The following is a 17,983-nucleotide window of genomic DNA, read 5'->3' on the forward strand; positions in this document are numbered from 1 at the left end:
CGCCGGTGCGGGGTTAGCATGGCGGCGTCGTCGAGGAGGATGCCGTGGCACGAGGATCGGCCGGAGAGTCGGTGCTTCACCGGCACCTGCGTGTGCTCGAGAGCTTCGATGCGTGGCATCCGTTCCTCACGCTGACCGAGATCGCCGACGCGTCGGGCATCCCGCCGTCGACCGCTCACCGCCTGATCGCCGAGCTCGAGCGCGAGGGCCTGCTCGAGCGCCTGCCGGATCGCACGTACCGCCTCGGCGTGCGGCTTTGGGAGTTCGCCAGCCGCACGCCGGGCGCCGTCGGACTGCGCGAGATCGCGCGACCGTGGCTCGGGGCTGTGCACGAGCGGGTGCGCCAGCACACCCAGCTCGGGGTGCTGAGCGGGCGCGACGTGCTCTTCATCGACCGGATGTCGACCCGCGACGCCGTCGTGAACGCGACGCTCATCGGCGGCCGCATCCCACTGCACGCCTCGTCGAGCGGGCTCGTGCTGCTGGCTCATGCGGATGCGGCGCTCGTGAGCGAGGTCGTCGCGCACGGGCTGCGGACCTACACCAATCGGACCATCCATACCGGCGCCGAACTTCGTGATGAGCTGCGACGCGTGCGCGAGGAGGGGTATGCCGTGACCGAGGGTGCGATCCATCCCGAATCCCGCGGCATCGCCGTGCCCGTGATGGGCCCGGGTGGGACCGTGTACGCCGCTATCAGCGTGGTGGTGCCGAATGACGGCGTCTCACCCCACGGCTACGTCGAGCTGCTGCGCCGTGCGGCCGCCGGCATCGCGCACGACCTCGCGGTCGCGTACCGCCCCGACGTCGACGAGCGCACCCACGGCATCCGCTCGCTCGTGAGTGGCTCGCGCCGGTCGATCGAGTACCTCGAGAGCCTCGACACCGACCCGCACGATGCCGGCGCCCTTCGCGCCTCCGGCCCCCGCGCCGTGCTCTAGGGTTTCGGCCATGACGACGATCGCGATCCTCGGACTCGGCGAGGCCGGCCGCCGTTACGCGCGGGGCCTCGCCCATGCCGGGGCCGACGTGCGCGGGTTCGACCCCGCCCACGAGCTGGGCGATCCCGACGTGCCGCAGTTCTCCTCCCTCGCCGATGCTCTCGCCGGGGCCGATGTGGCCCTGAGTCTCGTGACCGGCCACGCCGCAGCATCCGTCGCCAGCGATGCACTTCGGCACGTGGCGAAGGGTGCGGTCTACGCCGACCTCAACACCGCCGCGCCCGAGCTCAAGCAGCGCATCGCGCGCCTCGCCGCCGATCGAGGGCTTGCCATGGCGGATGTCGCGGTGCTGGCGCCCGTGACGCGCGCGGGCCACCGGACGCCGCTGCTCGCGAGCGGTTCCGGAGCGCACGAGTTCGCCGCGCGGGTCGGCCCTTTCGAGGTGCCCGTCCACGTCATCGAGGGCGCGGCCGGCGAGGCCGCACGGCTGCGGCTGCTGCGGAGCGTCTTCATGAAGGGTCTCGCGGCGCTCGTGCTCGAGGGCCTCGGCGCGGCGCGCGCCGCGGGCGCCGAGGACTGGCTGCACGCTCAGATGTCCGACGAACTCGGTCCCGAGGGCGCCACGCTCATCGATCGCCTGGTCGAGGGCTCGGCGACTCACGCCGTCCGCCGCGAACACGAAGTGCGCGCCGCTCTCGCCGCGCTCGAGTCCTCCGGGCAGCCCGCCGACATGACCCGCGCGACGCTCGCCTGGTTCGAGCGCCTCGTCGCCGACCGCGATCACCCCGCCCCCTGAGCGCGCCCGAGTCCCGGTCGACCGGCGCCCCGGCGGCCCTCGTTACGCCGCTCCGGCAGTGCGCCAGCCGCCGTGGTACTCCTGGCGTGCGGTCTCGGCGTACGGCACCGGGCTCACGACGGCGCGCACCTCGATCTGCTCGTGCGGCTCGACCGTCGTCTTGCCGGAACCGCCGTCGGGCTCGCCCCACACGACGCGCACCTCTGCGCCGATCGGCACGTCGCGGTCGACAGTGGCGAGCGACAGCCCGCGCTTCTCGTTCGCCGTCACGCCGGTGAACAGCGACAGGCCCACGGTGCTGCCGTCGGCGTCGATCACGGCGTCGTAGTTGGACGAGCCGTAGTTCGCGTTCGGCAGGTCGAAGAACTGGTAGCCCGGGCCTTCGCGGTCGATGACGCTGGTGAGGATGCGGCCGAGGTCTTCGTCGTTCCACGCGAGCGTGACCTTCTTGCGCTGCGACTCGGGGTCGACGTGCTCGAGCGCCTCGCGTCCGATGAAGTCGTGGTCGAACTTCACGAAGGAGCCGTAGCCGAGGTCCCACGGGTTCAGGTAGTAGTCCTCGATGTCGTCCGACACGAACGAGCCGGCGAGGGCGTTGATCGCCTCGTAGCCGTCGGCGGGGAGCCACTCGCGGTAGCGGCGCTCGATGTCGCCGCCGGTGTAGATCGCCGGCAGCGGCGACGGGATCCACCCCGACTCGAGGGTGTTCGACGAGTACGCCCGCGACCCGCAGGGCTCGATCCCGAACTCGCGCCCGGCCTCGAGCACGGCGTCGCGGACCCGGCCGTGCTGCTCGTACGGCCCCCAGATCTCCAGACCCGGAGCACCGGCCATGCCGTGGCGGAGGGTGCGCACCTGCTGGCCGGCGATCTCGAGCTCGCCCATGTGGAAGAAGCGCACCTGCTCGACCTCGCGGCCGGCGAGCTTCTCGATGATGGGCCACGCGTTGGGTCCCTGGATCTGGAAGCGGTAGAACTCGCGCGTGACCGCCTGGCCGTACGGGCGCGACGGCGAGCGGTCGTCGTAGCGGGTCTCGACGTCGTAGTCGCCCGTCTCGGCATGGAACTGCAGCCAGTTCGCGCCCGGCGCGCGCCCGACGTAGACGTACGCGTCCTCGGCGAGATGGAACAGGATGCCGTCGCCGATGACCCCGCCGGTGGACGACGTGGGCACGAACTGCTTGGCGGTGTTGACCGGGAAGTTCGCGAACGAGTTGATGCCGGTGTCGGACAGCACCTTCAACGCGTCGGGGCCGGTCATGAAGAAGTTCACCATGTGGTGCGTCTGGTCGTAGAGCACCGCCGTCTCGCGCCATGCCTTCTGCTCGCGCCGCCAGTTCGTGAACTCCGCCGGCACGACGGGGTAGATGTACGTGCCGAGCTGCGAATTGCGCAGCATCTCGACGACGTTCCCCTTCTGATCCAGCAGCTCCTGCAGATTGCTCGCCATGCCTGTCTCGACTTCCTCGTCCAGTGGTTCGTGCCGGGTGACCTGAGCGCGATGCGCCACGATACCTACATCGAGAGGTATTTAGTCGCCACGATTGTAGACAATTTGTTGACCATTCCGCCAGAGGTGTGGTTCGCTGGCCCCATGACAGTGACGTCCGACTCGCTCCTCGTCGTGAGCGCCCACGCCGGCGACTTCGTGTGGCGGGCGGGCGGCGCGATCGCCGCCGCAGCCCTGCGCGGTGAGCGCGCGGTGGTCGCGTGCCTCTCCTACGGCGAGCGCGGCGAGTCGGCGAGCCAGTGGCTCGACGGAAAGTCGCTGGACGAGATCAAGGCCATCCGGCGCGACGAGGCCGAGGCCGCAGCATCCGCTCTCGGAGCCGAGATCGAGTTCCTCGACCTCGGCGACTACCCGCTCGTCGAGTCGCGTGAGGCCGTGTCGCGGCTGGTCGACCTGTACCGGCGCGTGCAGCCCACGGTCGTGCTCACCCACACCCTGCGCGACCCCTACAACGGCGATCACCCGGCGGCGGCGCGCATGGCACTCGAGGCGCGCGTGCTCGCGCAGGCGATCGGCGTCGCGAACTCCGACGGCAGCTACCCCACGAAGGACGACATCATCGGCGCCCCGCCGGTGTTCTTCTTCGAGCCGCACCAGCCCGAGCAGTGCGACTTCACCCCCGACGTGCTCCTGGACATCACCGAGGCGTTCGGGCGCAAACGCGCCGCGATGGAGTGCCTGCCGGCGCAGAAGCACATGTGGTCGTACTACACCGACCTCGCGGTGCGCCGCGGCGTGCAGCTCAAGCGCAACGCCGGCCCGAACCTCGGCCTCCACCACGAGACCATGGGCGAGGCCTACATGCGGCACTTCCCGCAGGTCACCGCGGTGCTGTCGTGAGCGGGGTGGGTCCGTGATCACGCCTGTCATCGTCACCGACATCGCGAGGACGGATGCTGCGACCGCCCGCGCGCTCGGAGCCCACGGCGTCGCGACGGTGCACGAGGCGATGGGTCGCACGGGACTCGTGGGTCCCGGCATCCGTCCCATCCAGGACGACGTGCGCGTCGCCGGAACCGCCGTCACGGTGCGGAGCCACCCCGGCGACAACCTCATGATCCACGCGGCCGTCGAGCAGTGCCGCGAGGGCGACGTGCTCGTGGTGAGCACGACGTCGCCGTCGCTGGACGGCGCGTTCGGCGAGCTGTTCGCCACGGCGCTGCAGACGCGCGGCGTGCGCGGGCTCGTCACGACGACGGGAGTCCGCGATGTCGCGGAGCTGCGCGCGATGGGCTTCCCGGTGTGGTCGGCGGCGGTGTTCGCGCAGGGCACCGTCAAGGCGACGCCCGGGTCGGTGAACGTGCCCGTCGTGGTCGGAGCGGTCACGGTGCGCCCCGGCGACGTGATCGTCGCGGACGACGACGGTGTGCTGTGCGTCCCCCGGCGGGACGCGGCCGACGCCCTCGCCGCGGCCGACGCGCGCATCGCGAAAGAGGAGGCCGACCGCTCCGCGTACCGCGGCGGTGAGCTGAGCCTCGACCGCAAGGGGCTTCGGCCCCTGCTCGCCGAGCTCGGCATCGAGTACGTCTCACAGGCGGAGTACGAGGCGCGCGAACATGGGCGCGACTGACCCGGTGCGCGACGGCATCCGCTGCATGCTCATGCGGGGCGGCACGTCGAAGGGCGCGTACTTCCTCGCGTCGGACCTGCCCGACGACCCCGCCGAGCGCGACGACCTGCTGCTGCGGATCATGGGCTCGCCCGACCCCCGCCAGATCGACGGCATCGGCGGCGCGCACCCCCTCACGAGCAAGGTCGCGATCGTCTCGCCGTCGGGCGCCGAGGGCATCGACGTCGACTACCTGTTCCTGCAGGTCGGGGTGGACACGGCGACGGTGAGCGACGCGCAGACCTGCGGCAACCTGCTCGCCGGCATCGGGCCGTTCGCCCTCGAGCGGGACCTCGTCCCTGCGACCGGCTCGCGCACCACGGTGCGCATCCGGCTCCTCAACACCGGGGATGCCGCGACCGCCGTCTTCCCCACGGCCGACGGCCGCCCCGACTACGACGGCGATGCCGCCATCGACGGCGTCCCCGGCACGGCATCCGCCATCGAGCTGGAGGTCGGGGGCGGTCCCGACAAAGCGCTGCTGCCGACCGGCAACCCCGCCGACGAACTCGGCAGCGTCACCGCGACGCTCATCGACAACGGGATGCCTGTCGTGCTTCTGCGCGCGGATCAGCTCGGCGTCGACGGCTCGGAGTCGGCCGCGGCGCTCGAGGCCGACGCCGGCCTTGCCACGCGCATCGAGCGCCTCCGGCTCGCCGCCGGTCCGCTCATGGGGCTCGGCGACGTGTCGGCGCAGACGGTGCCGAAGATGATCCTCCTCTCGCCCCCGCGCGCCGGCGGCGCGATCTCGACCCGCGCCTTCATCCCGGCGCGCGTGCACACGGCGATCGGCGTGCTGATGGCAGCATCCGTCGCGGCCGCCCTGCGGATCCCCGGCGCGGTCGGCTCCGACATGGCCGGCCCGTTCGGCGATGAGGACACCGCCATCGAGCACCCGAGCGGCACCTTCCCGTCGCGCGTGCGCGTCACGCAGGACGACGCCGGCGCCTGGCGCGCGACCTCGTTCTCCCGGCGGACGGCCCGCAAGCTCTTCGACGGCACGGTCTTCCCCCGGCCGCGCCGATGAACCCCGTCAGAGAGGACGCACCATGACCGCCGACACGTCGTTCGACGTCGCCCACCTCGCCCACGTCGAGCTGCTGACCCCGACCCCCGCCGAGAGCCGCTGGTTCTTCGAGGACCTGCTGGCCATGCGCGTCGTCGCCGAGCACGACGACTCGGTCTACCTGCGCACGTGGGACGAGTACCAGCTCTACACGATCAAGCTGACGGCATCGGATGCTGCGGGCGTGGGTCGCACGTCGTTCCGGGCGTCGTCGCCGCAGGCGCTGGAGCGTCGTGTCGCGGCGATCGAGGCGACCGGGCTCGGCCTCGGGTGGACCGACGGCGACGTGGGCTGCGGGCCGACCTACGAGTTCACCGACCCCGACGGGCACGCGATGGGGATCTTCTCCGAGGCCGAGCGGTACCAGGCCGGCGACGATGACCGGCCCGCGCTGAAGAACCAGGCCTCCCGGTTCCCCGGCCGGGGCGTGAACGCACGCCGCCTCGACCACATCAACTACCTCGCGAAGGACGTCGAGGCGAACGGCGCGTTCGTGCGAGACGCGCTGGGGATGCGGGAGTCGGAGCGCATCCGACTCGACAGCGGCAGGTTCGCCGCGTGGTGGTTCCACTTCTCGCTGAAGTCGTACGACGTGGTCTACTCCGACGACTGGACCAAGCACGGCAACCGCCTGCACCACATCGCGTTCGCCCCCGACACCCGCGAGGACATCCTCAAGGCCGCCGACATCTTCCTCGAGAACGGCATCCACATCGAGTCAGGGCCTCACAAGCACGCGATCAACCAGACGTTCTTCCTCTACGTCTGGGAACCCGGGGGAAACCGCATCGAGTTCGCCAACGCCGGCGCCCGACTCCTGCTGGATCCCGATCAGCCCGTCGTGGAATGGACGGAGGCCGAGCGCCGCAAGGGCCAGGCCTGGGGCATGAAGACGATCGAGACCTTCCACACCCACGGCACCCCGGTGGTCGACGCGCCCGGCCACTGAGCCCGAGTTCTGCCGGGGGTGATCGTCATCCGGGTTTGGGGCGCGTCGCGGCCATTTGGGGCGCGACTCGCGCGCCCCAAACGTGCGCCGTTCGCCCCAAACCCGAGGGGCGGCGTGGCCGACCTCGCACTCAGCGCCAGACGTCGGCGGCGATGTCGACGACCTCGCGCACCTTGGCCCACTGCTCGTCCTCGGTGAGGACGTTGCCCTCCTCGGTCGAGGCGAAGCCGCACTGCGGGCTCAGGGCGAGCTGCCCGAGCGGAGCGAACGCCGCAGCCTCGTCGATGCGGTGCTTCACGGCATCCACATTCTCCAGCTCACCGCTCTTCGACGTGATGAGCCCCAGCACGACCGTCTTGTCGCCTTCGGGCAGGAACCGCAGCGGCTCGAAGCCGCCGGCGCGCGCGCTGTCGTACTCCAGGAAATAGCCGTCGTAGGCGGTGTTTCCGAGCAGCTGCTCGGCGACCGGCTCGTAGCCGCCCGACGAGATCCACGTCGAGCGGAAGTTGCCGCGGCAGACGTGGGTGGTGATCGTGAGGTCGTCGGGCTTGCCGTCGAGGATACGGTTCAGGATGCCGGCGTAGCGCTCGGCGATGCCGTCGGTGTGGATGCCGCGCTCGCGCGCCTTCTCGAGCTCGACCTCGGAGCAGAGGTACGCCCAGGCGGTGTCGTCGAACTGCAGATAGCGCGCACCGGCGTCGTAGAACGCGGCGACGGCGTCACGGTATGCCTGCACGAGGTCGTCGACGATGTCCTCGCGGCCGTCATACCCCGACCCGGACAGATGGCCGGGCTCGAGGCGGAAGTCGAGCACGGTCGGCGCGGGGATGCTGAACTTGGGCACCGCGCCGGTGGTGCGCTCGAGCAGGCTCTTGAGCGAGCGGAAGTGGTCGAGGAACGGGTGCGAGTCGCTGAAGCCGATCTTGCCCGAGATCTCGATGCCGCGCGGCTTGGTCTGCACGCCCTGGAACTGGATGCCGTGGTCGAGCTCGACGATCTCGACGCCGTCGAGCAGGCCGAAGAAGTCGAAGTGCCACCACGAGCGGCGGAACTCGCCGTCGGTCGCGAGCTTCAAGCCCGCATCGGCCTCGCGCACGACGAGTTCGGCGATCGCCGTCTCCTCCGCGACGCGCAGCGCATCGGCATCGATGTCTCCCGCGGCGAAGCGGCGGCGCGCCCCTGCGAGCTCGGCGGGACGGAGGAAGCTGCCGACGATGTCGGCGCGGAACGGCGGTGTTGACACCCTGCGAGGCTAGCCGATCCCTCCCACCATAGGTACTCGCCCGTCACTCGGCGTCATCGCCCGCGCCGCCGGCTCAGAACACGTACTCCATGAGGTCCGTGCCGAGCACGCGGAAGGCCTCGTGCGCGCGCAGGCGGTGCGAGATCGACAGGTCGTCGAAGCACACGATGAGCGCGTACGACACCCCGGCGCGCGGGCCGGCGAGCACCCCCGCTTCGACACGGATGCCGGCATCCCGGCCGGTCTTGTTGATGAAGAGCAGACCGTGCTCGTCGTTCTCGTGGGAGAACGGGTCGAGACCGGTGGCGGATGCCACGAGCGACAGGTCGTGGTTCAGGCTCAGCCACTCCGCGACCTGGGCGCTCACGCCCGGCGAGACGACCTGCGAGTTCACCAGAGCCGCGAACACCTCGGCGAGCTCACGCGCGGAGCCGAGGGCGAAGTGCGGCGCGTCGTCGGGCCCGCGCTCGTCGCGGAAACGGTCGAGCAGCGCCGAGCGGGCGAGCCCGAGCTCTTCGATGCGGGCGCGCACCGCCGGCAGGCCGACCCGCCGCAGCAGCGCATTGGCCGCCAGCGCGTCGCCCGTCGACGCGGTGAGCACGGCGAGGTCGACGAGAGGGAGGGCCGGCGCCTTGAGGTGCTGCCACACTCCCCCGACGCCGACCGGCTCGATGTGCGCACGGTCGATGATCTCGAGCGGCTCGAGACGCCCCGACTCGAACGCCGCCGCCACCTCGATGAGCAGCGGCACGACGCCGAGCCCGGCGACCGGCAGGGTCACGAAGTCGTCGCCCGACAGGACGGACGTGCCGCGATCGAGGTCGGTGATGCGCACCGAGATCTTGGCTCCCGATGCGGCGAGATCGTCGAGCGCCTTCAGCGTCGACGTGAACGATCGACGACCGGCGGCCGCCCTCTTCGGCAGCCGCCGACCGGTGCTCCGTCGCGCCCCCCGCAGCGACTCGGCATCCTTTCTGGGCTCCATGCCCACGGAGTTTCCCTCCCCTTGACGTTGTTGCGGGGTGATCGAGCCGCACGCGGCCCGGACGTCACCAGATGGTGACGCGCTGGTCCTCGTCGAGCCAGAGCGCATCCGCTTCGGTCACACCGAACGCCTCGTAGAACGCGTCGATGTTGCGGACGATCTGGTTGCACCGGAACTCGTTGGGCGAGTGCGGGTCGATCGTCAGGAGGCGGATCGTCTCCGCGTCCCGTCCCTTCTGCTGCCAGATCTGTCCCCAGCTGAGCAGCAGTCGCTGGATGCCCGTGAAGCCGTCGAGCTCGGGCGCGCCCGTGCCGTCGAGCGACAGGGCGTAGGCCTTGATCGCGATGCCGAGACCGCCCAGGTCGCCGATGTTCTCGCCGATGGTGAGCGCGCCGTTGACGTGGTTGTCGTCGGCCAGCCCCTGCGGCACGAGGGCGTCGTACTGGGCGATGAGGTTCTTGGTGCGCTCCTCGAAGGCGGCGCGGTCGTCGTCGGTCCACCAGTCGCGCAGGGATCCGTCGCCGTCGAAACGGCTTCCCTGGTCGTCGAAGCCGTGGCCGATCTCGTGGCCGATGACCGCGCCGATGCCGCCGTAGTTGGCCGCGGCGTCGCGCTCGACGTCGAAGAACGGGTGCTGCAGGATCGCCGCCGGGAACACGATCTCGTTCATCAGCGGGTTGTAGTACGCGTTGACCGTCTGCGGCGTCATGAACCACTCGTCGCGATCGATCGGCTGACCGACCTTCGCGAGCTGGCGGTCGTGCTCCCACACGTGCGCACGGCGGACGTTGCCGACGAGGTCATCACTCGCGATCTCGAGGGTGGAGTAGTCCTTCCACTTCACCGGGTACCCGATCTTCGGGGTGAACGCGGCGAGCTTCGCGAGCGCGCGCTCCCGGGTCTCGGGGCTCATCCACTCGAGCTCGGCGATCGACTGCCGGTAGGCCTCGATGAGGTTGGCGACGAGCTCGTCCATCGCCTCCTTGGCGGCGGGCGGGAAGTGACGCTCGACGTAGACGCGGCCGATGGCCTCGCCCATCGCGGCCTCCGTGAGGCTGACGCCGCGCTTCCAGCGCTCGCGGTTGACCGGGACGCCGGTCAGCTGCGTGCCGTAGAACCCGAAGTTCTCGGCGACGAAGTCCTCCGACAGGAACGGTGCCGCAGAGTGCACGACCGCGAACCGCAGCCACGCCTTCCAGTCCTCGAGGCGATCCTCGACGAGCAGGGCGCCGAGACCCTCGAAGAAGCTCGGCTGGTAGACGTTGACCTCCGCGAACGCGTCGGCGTGGCCCGGCGCCGCGCCCTCGCGCCACGGCGTCAGGTCCACGCCGACGAGCTCCTGCACCTCGTCCCACGTCTTGAGGTTGTACGTCTTCACCGCGTCACGGCTCGAGACGTTGTCCCAGTGGTGGGTGGCGAGCTCCGTCTCGATCGCGACGATGCGGTCGGCGGATGCCTCGGCCTCGGCCACGCCTGCGAGCTCGAGGATGCGCTGCACGTGGGTGCGGAACGCGATGCGCGTCTCCTGGAAGTTGTCGAGGCGGTAGTAGCTCTCGTCCGGCAGCGACAGACCGCCCTGGATGAAGAAGGGCACGTAGCGCTCGGGGTTGCCCGGGTCGGGCTCGAAGTAGAGGTGGATCAGCGCGGCGACGCCGTCGCGCTCGAACTCGCCGATCGTGCGGAGGAATCCGGGGATGTCGGCGATCGCCTCGACGCGGGCCAGCGAGTCCGCGAGCGGCGCGGCGCCCTGCGCCTCGATGCGCTCGGTATCCATGAAGCTCGTATAGAGGTCGCCGATCTTGCGGGACTCGGTGCCCGGCTCGGCCTGCTGCGACTCCTCGACGATCGCGTGCACGTCCTTCTCGGCCTGCTCCGCGATGAGGTGGAACGACCCCCACCGCGCCTTGTCCTCCGGGATCTCGGTCCGATCGAGCCAGCTGCCGTTGACGTGGCGGAACAGGTCGTCCTGGGGGCGGATCTCGGCGCTGAGCTCATCGAGCGCGAGACCGGAGCGGGGGGCATCGGTCATGCGTTCCAGGGTAGTCGCCCGCAGCCTGGACAACTCTCGGGAGGAGCCTGATCGCCGCCCGTGACGACATTGTGATGAAGCATCCTCCTCCATCCTCAGGTGAGGACCGTTGCCGAAATGCGGACGCCGCGGTGAGAATCGGCCCGCATCTCGGCTCTCGTCCTCAATTGAGGATCAACGGATGCCGCGCCTGAGCGTCGGCGCCGCCTCCTAGGCTCGAGGGGTGACGACCGACACCCTGAACCGCGACATCCTGCGGCTTGCGGTGCCGGCACTGGGCGCCCTGATCGCCGAGCCGCTCTTCCTCATCGTCGACTCGGCGCTCGTCGGGCACCTCGGCGTCGAGCCGCTCGCCGGACTCGGCATCGCTTCGGCGGTGCTGCAGACGATCGTCGGGCTCATGGTGTTCCTGGCGTACTCGACGACGCCCGCGGTCGCGCGCCGATTCGGGGCGGGCGACCCGTCTCGTGCGGTGTCGGTGGGCATCGACGGCATATGGCTCGCGCTCGGCATCGGTGCCGTGCTCGCGCTGGTCGGCTATGTCGCGACCCCGCTCCTCGTCGGCCTGTTCGGCGCCACGCCCGACGTCGCGCAGCAGGCCGAGATCTACCTCGGCATCTCGATGTGGGGCCTGCCTGCGATGCTCGTGGTGTTCGCCGCCACCGGGCTCCTGCGAGGCATGCAGGACACCGTGACGCCTCTGTGGATCGCCGGCCTCGGCTTCGCCGCCAACGCCCTGCTCAACTGGCTGTTCATCTATGGCTTGGGCTGGGGCATCGCCGGCTCGGCGATCGGCACCGTCGTCGCTCAGTGGGGAATGGTCGCCGCTTACGCCGTCGTGATCGGACGCCTCGCGCGGCGGCACGAGGCATCCGTCCGTCCCCAGCGCGAGGGCGTGCGGGGCTCGGCACGGTCCGGCGGATGGCTGTTCCTGCGCACGGTCTCATTGCGGTTCGCACTGCTCGCGACGGTCGCCGTCGCGACCGGGCTCGGCACGGTCGAGCTCGCCGGCTGGCAGGTCGCCTTCACCATCTTCTCGACCGCGGCATTCGCGCTCGACGCGCTCGCCATCGCCGCCCAGGCCCTCATCGGCAAGGGCCTCGGCGCCGAAGACTCCCCCCTCGTGCGCCGCGTGCTCGGCCGCACCGTCGCGTGGGGCGCCTGGTTCGGAGTGATCACCGGTGCGATCATCGGGGCGCTGTCCGGGGTCATCGGGCTGGCGTTCACCGGCGACGCCGGCATCGCGACGCTCGTGCAGCCCGCCCTCATCGTGCTGGCGATCGCCCAGCCCGTGTGCGGGGTCGTGTTCGTGCTCGACGGCGTGCTCATCGGCGCGGGCGATGCGAAGTACCTCGCGATCGTCGGGGTGCTGAATCTCGTGCCCTTCGTCCCCGCGCTGGTCCTCGTCGCCTGGCTTCACCCCGTGGGCGCCGCCGGGCTTGCGTGGCTGGCCGTCGCGTTCTTCGGCGTCTACATGCTCGCCCGGCTCGCCACCCTCGGCTGGCGCGTGCGCGGCTCGGCCTGGCTCACCGCCGGCGCGTGACCCGCGTTTCGACTCGCAAGCTCGCTCAACGACCGGAGGCGGCCCACCGGCGGCACCACTCGTACATCACGACGGCCGCCGCGGCGCTCGCATTGATCGAGCGGGTCGAGCCGTACTGCTCGATCTGGATCGTTCCGGATGCTGCCGCCAGCGCCTCCGGCGACAGCCCAGGTCCCTCCTGACCGAACAGCAGCACGCAGGCCTCGGGCAGATCGGCGGCGGGCAGCGCGAGCGAGCCCTCGACGTTGTCGATCGCGATGACGGGAAGGGACGCGGCATCCGCCCATTCCGTGAAGGCCGCGACCGTCTCGTGGTGGCGCACGTGCTGGTAGCGGTCGGTCACCATGGCGCCGCGGCGATTCCAGCGGCGCTTGCCGATGATGTGCACCTCGGCGGCGAGGAACGCGTTGGCGCTGCGAACGATCGAGCCGATGTTCATGTCGTGCTGCCAGTTCTCGATCGCGACGTGGAACGCGTGGCGGCGCGTGTCGAGGTCGGCGACGATGGCGTCCATCGTCCAGTACCGGTAGGCGTCGACCACATTGCGCGCGTCGCCGTGCGCGAGGAGCTCGCGGTCGTAGCGCGCGTCGTCTGGCCAGGCGACGGGACCGCCGGGCCACGGCCCCACGCCGACGGGCAGCGTCGGCTCGGCGGGTTCGCCGTGCTCGGCGGCGGGCGATTCGGGGGTCGTCACGGGCCCAGGCTATCCCGGGCTCGCGACCGCCTCCGCGTTCGGGTGTCAGGGTCGGGGCGACCGGCGCCCCCGGCCCCGCCGCGTCTGGGCGAGCGAGGAGCGCCACGTGCTGCGGCGCAGCCGCGGGTGCGTGCGGAGGCGCACTCCGGCCACCAGCTGCCGGATGAATACGACCAGCTTCGTCGTCATGCTTCGCCTGCTTTCGGGTGATTCGGCGCTTGACACAGAGGTACTCGCGAGCCGACAGCCGCGGTCGGGGGTTGACATCGCCCGCCGTGCGTGCGCCGATGCGCTCTTTTCGGTATGCCGAAAACAGGCTAGGTTTTCGGTATGCCGAAAACTGCCGAGGATCTCAGCACGCCGACCCCGCTCGCGAGCCGACGCCTGTCGGTGCCCCGCCTGGCGTGGCTGATCGGCCCCGCGCTCGTCGCCGGGGTCGCGTACCTCGACCCCGGCAACGTCGCGAGCAACATGACCGCGGGCGCGCGGTACGGGTACCTGCTCGTGTGGGTCGTGGTGCTCGGCAATGTCATGGCGTGGCTCATCCAGTACCTGTCGGCCAAGCTCGGCATCGTCACCGGGCGGAGCCTCCCCGAGACCCTGGGCCACCGCATCCGCAACCGCTGGGGGCGACGCGCGTACTGGCTGCAGGCCGAGCTCGTCGCGATGGCGACCGACATCGCCGAGGTGATCGGCGGGGCGGTCGCTCTCAACCTGCTGTTCGGCGTCCCGCTGCTGTGGGGCGGCGTGATCACCGGGACGGTGTCGATCGCGCTCCTGCTCATCCAGTCGCGACGTGGTCCGCGCACGTTCGAGTTCGTCGTCATCGGCCTGCTCGCGATCATCGCGATCGGGTTCTCGTTCGGCGTCTTCGTCGCGCCGCCCGACGGCGCCAGCGTGGTCGCGGGCCTGGTGCCGCGCTTCGAGGGCACCGACTCGGTGCTGCTGGCGGCGTCGATCCTCGGCGCGACGATCATGCCCCACGCCATCTATGCGCACAGCGCCCTGGCGCGCGACCGCTTCGCCCCGCCACCGGCCGCGGCCGCCGTCGCGCTGGGCGGCGATCGACTGGTGCCGCGCGGCTCCCGCGCTGCGGATGCCCCGATCGGGGCTCCGGCAGACCCGACGCTGGCCGAGCTGCGCGGCATCCCCACTCGTCGCCTTCTGCGCGCGACCAAGTGGGACGTCACCATCGCGATGCTGATCGCAGGTACCGTGAACCTCTGCATCCTGCTGCTCGCGGCCGCGAACCTGGCGGGGGTACCGGGCACCGACTCCCTCGAGGGCGCGTACGCCGCGCTGTACGCGGGCCTCGGCCCGCTGGTCGCGACCCTGTTCGCCGTCGGCCTCCTGGCGAGCGGCCTCGCCAGCACGTCGGTCGGCGCCTACGCCGGGGCCGAGATCATGCACGGCCTGCTGCACATCCGGGTGCCGCTCCTCGCCCGCCGCCTCGTCACGCTGATCCCGGCGCTCGCGATCCTGGCGGTCGGATTCGACCCGACGGTCGCGCTGGTGCTGAGCCAGGTCGTGCTGTCCTTCGGCATCCCGTTCGCGCTCATCCCGCTGATCGCGCTCACCGCGAACCGCGAGGTGCTCGGGGGGTACCGCAACCGCGTGTGGACGACGATCGCGGGGATCGCGGCATCCGTGTTCCTCATCGCGCTCAACGGGATGCTGCTCTATCTCGTGCTGACGGGGGCGTGAGGGCCGCCCGGTACCCTGAAAACGTGGCCTCACCTGCGATCGACGACTACCTGAAGACGATCTATCACCACACCGAGTGGCAGGACGATCGCATCACGCCGTCGCAGCTTGCCGGCGAGCTCGGTCTCGCGCCGTCGAGCGTCACCGAGATGGTGCAGAAGCTCGCCGCGCAGGGTCTCGTGACGCATCGCCCGTACGGTCCCATCGCGCTGTCCGCGGAGGGCGAGCGCCGCGCGGCGGCGATCATCCGCCGGCACCGGCTCATCGAGACCTGGCTCGTGCGCGAGTTCGGCTACGCGTGGGACGAGGTGCACGACGAGGCCGAGGTGCTCGAGCACGCGATCAGCGACCGGCTCCTCGAGGGCATCGACGAGCGCCTCGGACGCCCGCGTTTCGACCCGCACGGCGATGCGATCCCGGATGCCGCGGGCCGTGTCCACCGCGAGCCGTTCGTGCTGCTCGCCCACGCGCCCACCGGACATGTCGGACGGGTGCTGCGCGTGAGCGACCGCGACCCCGAGCTGCTCAGGGCTGTCGAGTCAGCCGGTGTGTCCGTCGGCGCGACCGTGACGGTGACGGATGCTGCCGCCCTGCGTATCGACGGCTCCGACGTCGCACTGCCCCCGGCGGCCAAAGCGGCGGTCTGGCTCACCGCCTGAGCGCCTCGCCGGCGTGTCGTCGCGGCTCGGGTGCCATGACACGCCCCGAGCGCATCGGCGTCCCGACACAGGATCGGAGGTTCGCGGCGGCGTGCCGGGAAACGGATGCTGCGCGCCGAGGTGTCGCACAGAACCGCCGATCCTGTGCGAGTCAGGTCAGCCGCGCGCGGCCATCTCGAACGGCCAGCGCACGCCCGTGGCGGTCTCAGCGACGTCCCACAGGCGGGCGGCGACCACCGGATCGCGCGTGATCTTCGAGGCGGTCTGCCTGCGGGGCTCGCCGCGCGAGCCGGTGCGCGGACCCCAGAACTCGCCGCCCTCGATGCCGGGGTCGGTGAGCGCCCGCACGAGCGGCCACGCGCCGCGCTCCTTCGACTGCGCCATCGCCGCCTGCAGGTTGTCGCGGAATCGCTTGGCGCGCGACGGCTCGTTGACACCGACGATGCCGGGCGTGCGGCCGCCGGTCGAGTAGCCGGGGTGGGCGACGACGCTCGCGACCGGGATGCCGGCCGCTCGCAGGCGCCGGTCGGCCTCGAAGCCCAACGCCGACGTCGCGACCTTCGACTGCACGTACGCGCGCCAGGCCGTGTATCCGTCGACGAGCTGCGGGTCGACGGGGTCATAGGGCGTGAGCGAGGTCGACATGCTGCCCACCCACACCATGCGTCCGTGGGCTTCCGCGAGCGCAGGGAGGAGTTCGCCGGCGAGCGCGTAATGGCCGAGGGCGTTGGTTGCGAAGACGACCTCGTGCCCGTCGATCGTGGTCTCGCGCACCTTCGGCGCGTGGACGATGCCGGCGTTGAGGAGCACGCCGTCGAGGCCGCCCTTGCCCCGCACGCTCGCCGCGGCGGAGCGCACCGACGCGAGGTTGGAGGTGTCCAGGATGAGGGGCTCGGTCGCGTCGGGGGCAGCATCCGGAATCCGCCGGCGGATCGCGGCGCGCGCGGCCGACAGGCGGTTCGGATGGCGCGCCGACATCAGCACGTGCGCGCCGGCGCGCACGAGCTGCTCCGAGGCGAAGTAGCCGAGGCCGGTATTGGATCCGGTCACGAGGTACACGCGTTCGGAAAGGTCTGGGAGGGTCCGGGGGTCCCACGTCACGGGAACGACCCTACGCCTGCCCGGGACCTAGTCTGGACGCATGCGGACCCGCGTGGACATCGAATGCTGGCTCACCGATATGGACGGCGTGCTGGTCCACGAGAACACCCCCATCCCCGGGGCCTCCGACCTGCTCCAGCAGTGGCGAGATCAGGGCGTGCCGTTCCTGGTGCTCACCAACAACTCGATCTTCACGCCCCGCGATCTGTCGGCCCGGCTGCGGTCGTCCGGCCTCATCGTGCCGGAGGAGTCGATCTGGACCTCGGCCCTCGCCACCGCCGACTTCCTCACGTCGCAGATGCCCGGCGGCTCGGCCTTCGTCATCGGCGAAGCGGGGCTGACGACGGCCCTCCACGAGGCGGGCTTCATCATGACCGAGACCGATCCCGACTACGTCGTCGTCGGTGAGACCCGCAACTACTCGTTCGAGGCGATCACGAAGGCGATCCGGTTCATCAACGTCGGCGCGCGCTTCATCGCGACCAACCCCGACGCCACCGGTCCCTCGACCGAGGGCGTGCTGCCCGCCACGGGCGCGATCTCGGCGCTGATCACGAAGGCGACCGGCATGGAGCCCTACGTCGTCGGCAAGCCGAACCCGATGATGTTCCGCTCGGCGATGAACCGCCTCGGCGCGCATTCCGAGAACACCGGCATGATCGGCGACCGCATGGACACCGACGTCGTCGCCGGCATCGAGGCGGGCCTGCACACCGTGCTCGTGCTCACCGGCATCAGCGACGCCGCCGAGATCGCCCGCTACCCGTTCCGCCCCGACGAGGTGCTGAACTCGGTGGCCGCCCTCCTCGACCACGAGCCCGTCGAATCCGAAGACCCCGAGCTCCTGTAGCGCAGGTCTCCTCAGCCCCCGACGTCGAGGGAGGGGACGGATGCCGCGGCCCCCGGCCCCCGGCATCCCGCCACCCCACCGCGCCGCTTCCCGTTGCGACGCTGGTCCTCATCTGAGGATCGGAGCGGAGCTGAGGACCGATACCCCGCGATAGGCCCTCAGCTCGGCCCACGACCTCGAATGAGGAGGCGGATGCGCCGAGCCGAGGCATCCGTTCCAGCGCGGGAGCGGCAGGCTCCTCAGAGTCCGCCGCGCCCGCGGGCTCAGGCTCCCACCGCTGCGCGCACGTCGAGGTCGGCGGCTCC

At 70.9% G+C, this 17,983-nt stretch carries 17 protein-coding genes; 10 read left to right on the top strand and 7 right to left on the bottom strand.

Translation table 11 applies throughout. The features are described from left to right. The first annotated feature begins 44 nt into the window (after positions 1-44). Positions 45-941: an IclR family transcriptional regulator gene (locus MRBLWH3_RS02875; protein WP_363428522.1), complete on the top strand. Its 897-nt coding sequence runs from the start codon at positions 45-47 to the stop codon at positions 939-941. A 10-nt stretch (positions 942-951) separates the two neighbouring features. After that, a complete protein-coding gene (locus tag MRBLWH3_RS02880) occupies positions 952-1,737 on the top strand; it encodes a DUF1932 domain-containing protein (RefSeq protein ID WP_363428524.1) in 786 nt (261 codons plus the stop codon). A 42-nt stretch (positions 1,738-1,779) separates the two neighbouring features. On the opposite strand, the gene ligM is transcribed toward MRBLWH3_RS02880, so the two are convergent. Beyond that, positions 1,780-3,186, bottom strand: coding sequence for a vanillate/3-O-methylgallate O-demethylase (ligM, locus tag MRBLWH3_RS02885; protein WP_363428526.1), 1,407 nt, complete (start codon positions 3,184-3,186; stop codon positions 1,780-1,782). Between the two features lie 144 nt (positions 3,187-3,330). Here ligM and MRBLWH3_RS02890 point away from each other — a divergent pair, with 144 nt between their 5' ends. Genes MRBLWH3_RS02890 through MRBLWH3_RS02905 form a run of 4 tightly spaced genes read left to right on the top strand, consistent with a single transcriptional unit; the run spans position 3,331 to position 6,870 of the window. Then, positions 3,331-4,086: a PIG-L deacetylase family protein gene (locus MRBLWH3_RS02890; protein WP_363428528.1), complete on the top strand. Its 756-nt coding sequence runs from the start codon at positions 3,331-3,333 to the stop codon at positions 4,084-4,086. Positions 4,087-4,099: 13 nt separating this feature from the next. Then, positions 4,100-4,816 (top strand): 4-carboxy-4-hydroxy-2-oxoadipate aldolase/oxaloacetate decarboxylase, encoded by a 717-nt coding sequence (locus MRBLWH3_RS02895; protein WP_363428530.1) that lies wholly within the window; start codon positions 4,100-4,102, stop codon positions 4,814-4,816. Beyond that, the gene (locus MRBLWH3_RS02900) at positions 4,803-5,882 is read left to right on the top strand and encodes a 4-oxalomesaconate tautomerase (RefSeq protein WP_363428532.1); all 1,080 of its coding nucleotides are present in this window, start codon (positions 4,803-4,805) and stop codon (positions 5,880-5,882) included. Before MRBLWH3_RS02895 ends, MRBLWH3_RS02900 begins: the two co-directional genes overlap by 14 nt. 22 nt (positions 5,883-5,904) lie before the next feature. After that, positions 5,905-6,870, top strand: a complete 966-nt coding sequence (locus tag MRBLWH3_RS02905) for a VOC family protein (protein ID WP_363428534.1) — start codon at positions 5,905-5,907, stop codon at positions 6,868-6,870. 130 nt (positions 6,871-7,000) lie between these two features. On the opposite strand, the gene MRBLWH3_RS02910 is transcribed toward MRBLWH3_RS02905, so the two are convergent. The 3 genes from MRBLWH3_RS02910 to MRBLWH3_RS02920 form a co-directional block, all read right to left on the bottom strand. After that, positions 7,001-8,113 (bottom strand): 5-methyltetrahydropteroyltriglutamate--homocysteine S-methyltransferase, encoded by a 1,113-nt coding sequence (locus tag MRBLWH3_RS02910; protein WP_363428536.1) that lies wholly within the window; start codon positions 8,111-8,113, stop codon positions 7,001-7,003. A 73-nt stretch (positions 8,114-8,186) separates the two neighbouring features. Next, complete coding sequence (locus MRBLWH3_RS02915; RefSeq protein WP_363428538.1) at positions 8,187-9,098, bottom strand: serine hydrolase; 912 nt, start codon at positions 9,096-9,098, stop codon at positions 8,187-8,189. A gap of 64 nt (positions 9,099-9,162) precedes the next feature. After that, positions 9,163-11,127 (bottom strand): M13 family metallopeptidase, encoded by a 1,965-nt coding sequence (locus MRBLWH3_RS02920; RefSeq protein ID WP_363428540.1) that lies wholly within the window; start codon positions 11,125-11,127, stop codon positions 9,163-9,165. A gap of 223 nt (positions 11,128-11,350) precedes the next feature. Here MRBLWH3_RS02920 and MRBLWH3_RS02925 point away from each other — a divergent pair, with 223 nt between their 5' ends. Continuing rightward, positions 11,351-12,670, top strand: coding sequence for an MATE family efflux transporter (locus MRBLWH3_RS02925; protein WP_363428542.1), 1,320 nt, complete (start codon positions 11,351-11,353; stop codon positions 12,668-12,670). A gap of 25 nt (positions 12,671-12,695) precedes the next feature. On the opposite strand, the gene MRBLWH3_RS02930 is transcribed toward MRBLWH3_RS02925, so the two are convergent. Together MRBLWH3_RS02930 and MRBLWH3_RS02935 are read right to left on the bottom strand one after the other, a co-directional pair. Further along, positions 12,696-13,364 carry a TrmH family RNA methyltransferase gene (locus MRBLWH3_RS02930; RefSeq protein WP_363428544.1) on the bottom strand — a complete coding sequence of 223 codons (669 nt, stop codon included), beginning with the start codon at positions 13,362-13,364 and terminating at the stop codon, positions 12,696-12,698. Positions 13,365-13,409: 45 nt separating this feature from the next. Continuing rightward, positions 13,410-13,553 (bottom strand): hypothetical protein, encoded by a 144-nt coding sequence (locus MRBLWH3_RS02935; protein ID WP_363428546.1) that lies wholly within the window; start codon positions 13,551-13,553, stop codon positions 13,410-13,412. A 141-nt stretch (positions 13,554-13,694) separates the two neighbouring features. On the opposite strand from MRBLWH3_RS02935, the gene MRBLWH3_RS02940 reads away from it, so the two are divergent. Beyond that, positions 13,695-15,068, top strand: coding sequence for an Nramp family divalent metal transporter (locus tag MRBLWH3_RS02940; RefSeq protein ID WP_363428548.1), 1,374 nt, complete (start codon positions 13,695-13,697; stop codon positions 15,066-15,068). Positions 15,069-15,091: 23 nt separating this feature from the next. Then, on the top strand, positions 15,092-15,727 hold the full coding sequence (locus tag MRBLWH3_RS02945; RefSeq protein ID WP_363428550.1) for a metal-dependent transcriptional regulator: 636 nt from the start codon (positions 15,092-15,094) through the stop codon (positions 15,725-15,727). 156 nt (positions 15,728-15,883) lie between these two features. On the opposite strand, the gene MRBLWH3_RS02950 is transcribed toward MRBLWH3_RS02945, so the two are convergent. Further along, the gene (locus tag MRBLWH3_RS02950) at positions 15,884-16,828 is read right to left on the bottom strand and encodes an SDR family NAD(P)-dependent oxidoreductase (RefSeq protein ID WP_363428552.1); all 945 of its coding nucleotides are present in this window, start codon (positions 16,826-16,828) and stop codon (positions 15,884-15,886) included. A 40-nt stretch (positions 16,829-16,868) separates the two neighbouring features. On the opposite strand from MRBLWH3_RS02950, the gene MRBLWH3_RS02955 reads away from it, so the two are divergent. Further along, a complete protein-coding gene (locus MRBLWH3_RS02955) occupies positions 16,869-17,678 on the top strand; it encodes an HAD-IIA family hydrolase (RefSeq protein WP_363428554.1) in 810 nt (269 codons plus the stop codon). The last annotated feature ends 305 nt before the right edge of the window (positions 17,679-17,983 follow it).

It is taken from the genome of Microbacterium sp. LWH3-1.2, assembly GCF_040675855.1.
In the GTDB taxonomy this organism is placed as follows: Bacteria; Actinomycetota; Actinomycetes; order Actinomycetales; family Microbacteriaceae; genus Microbacterium.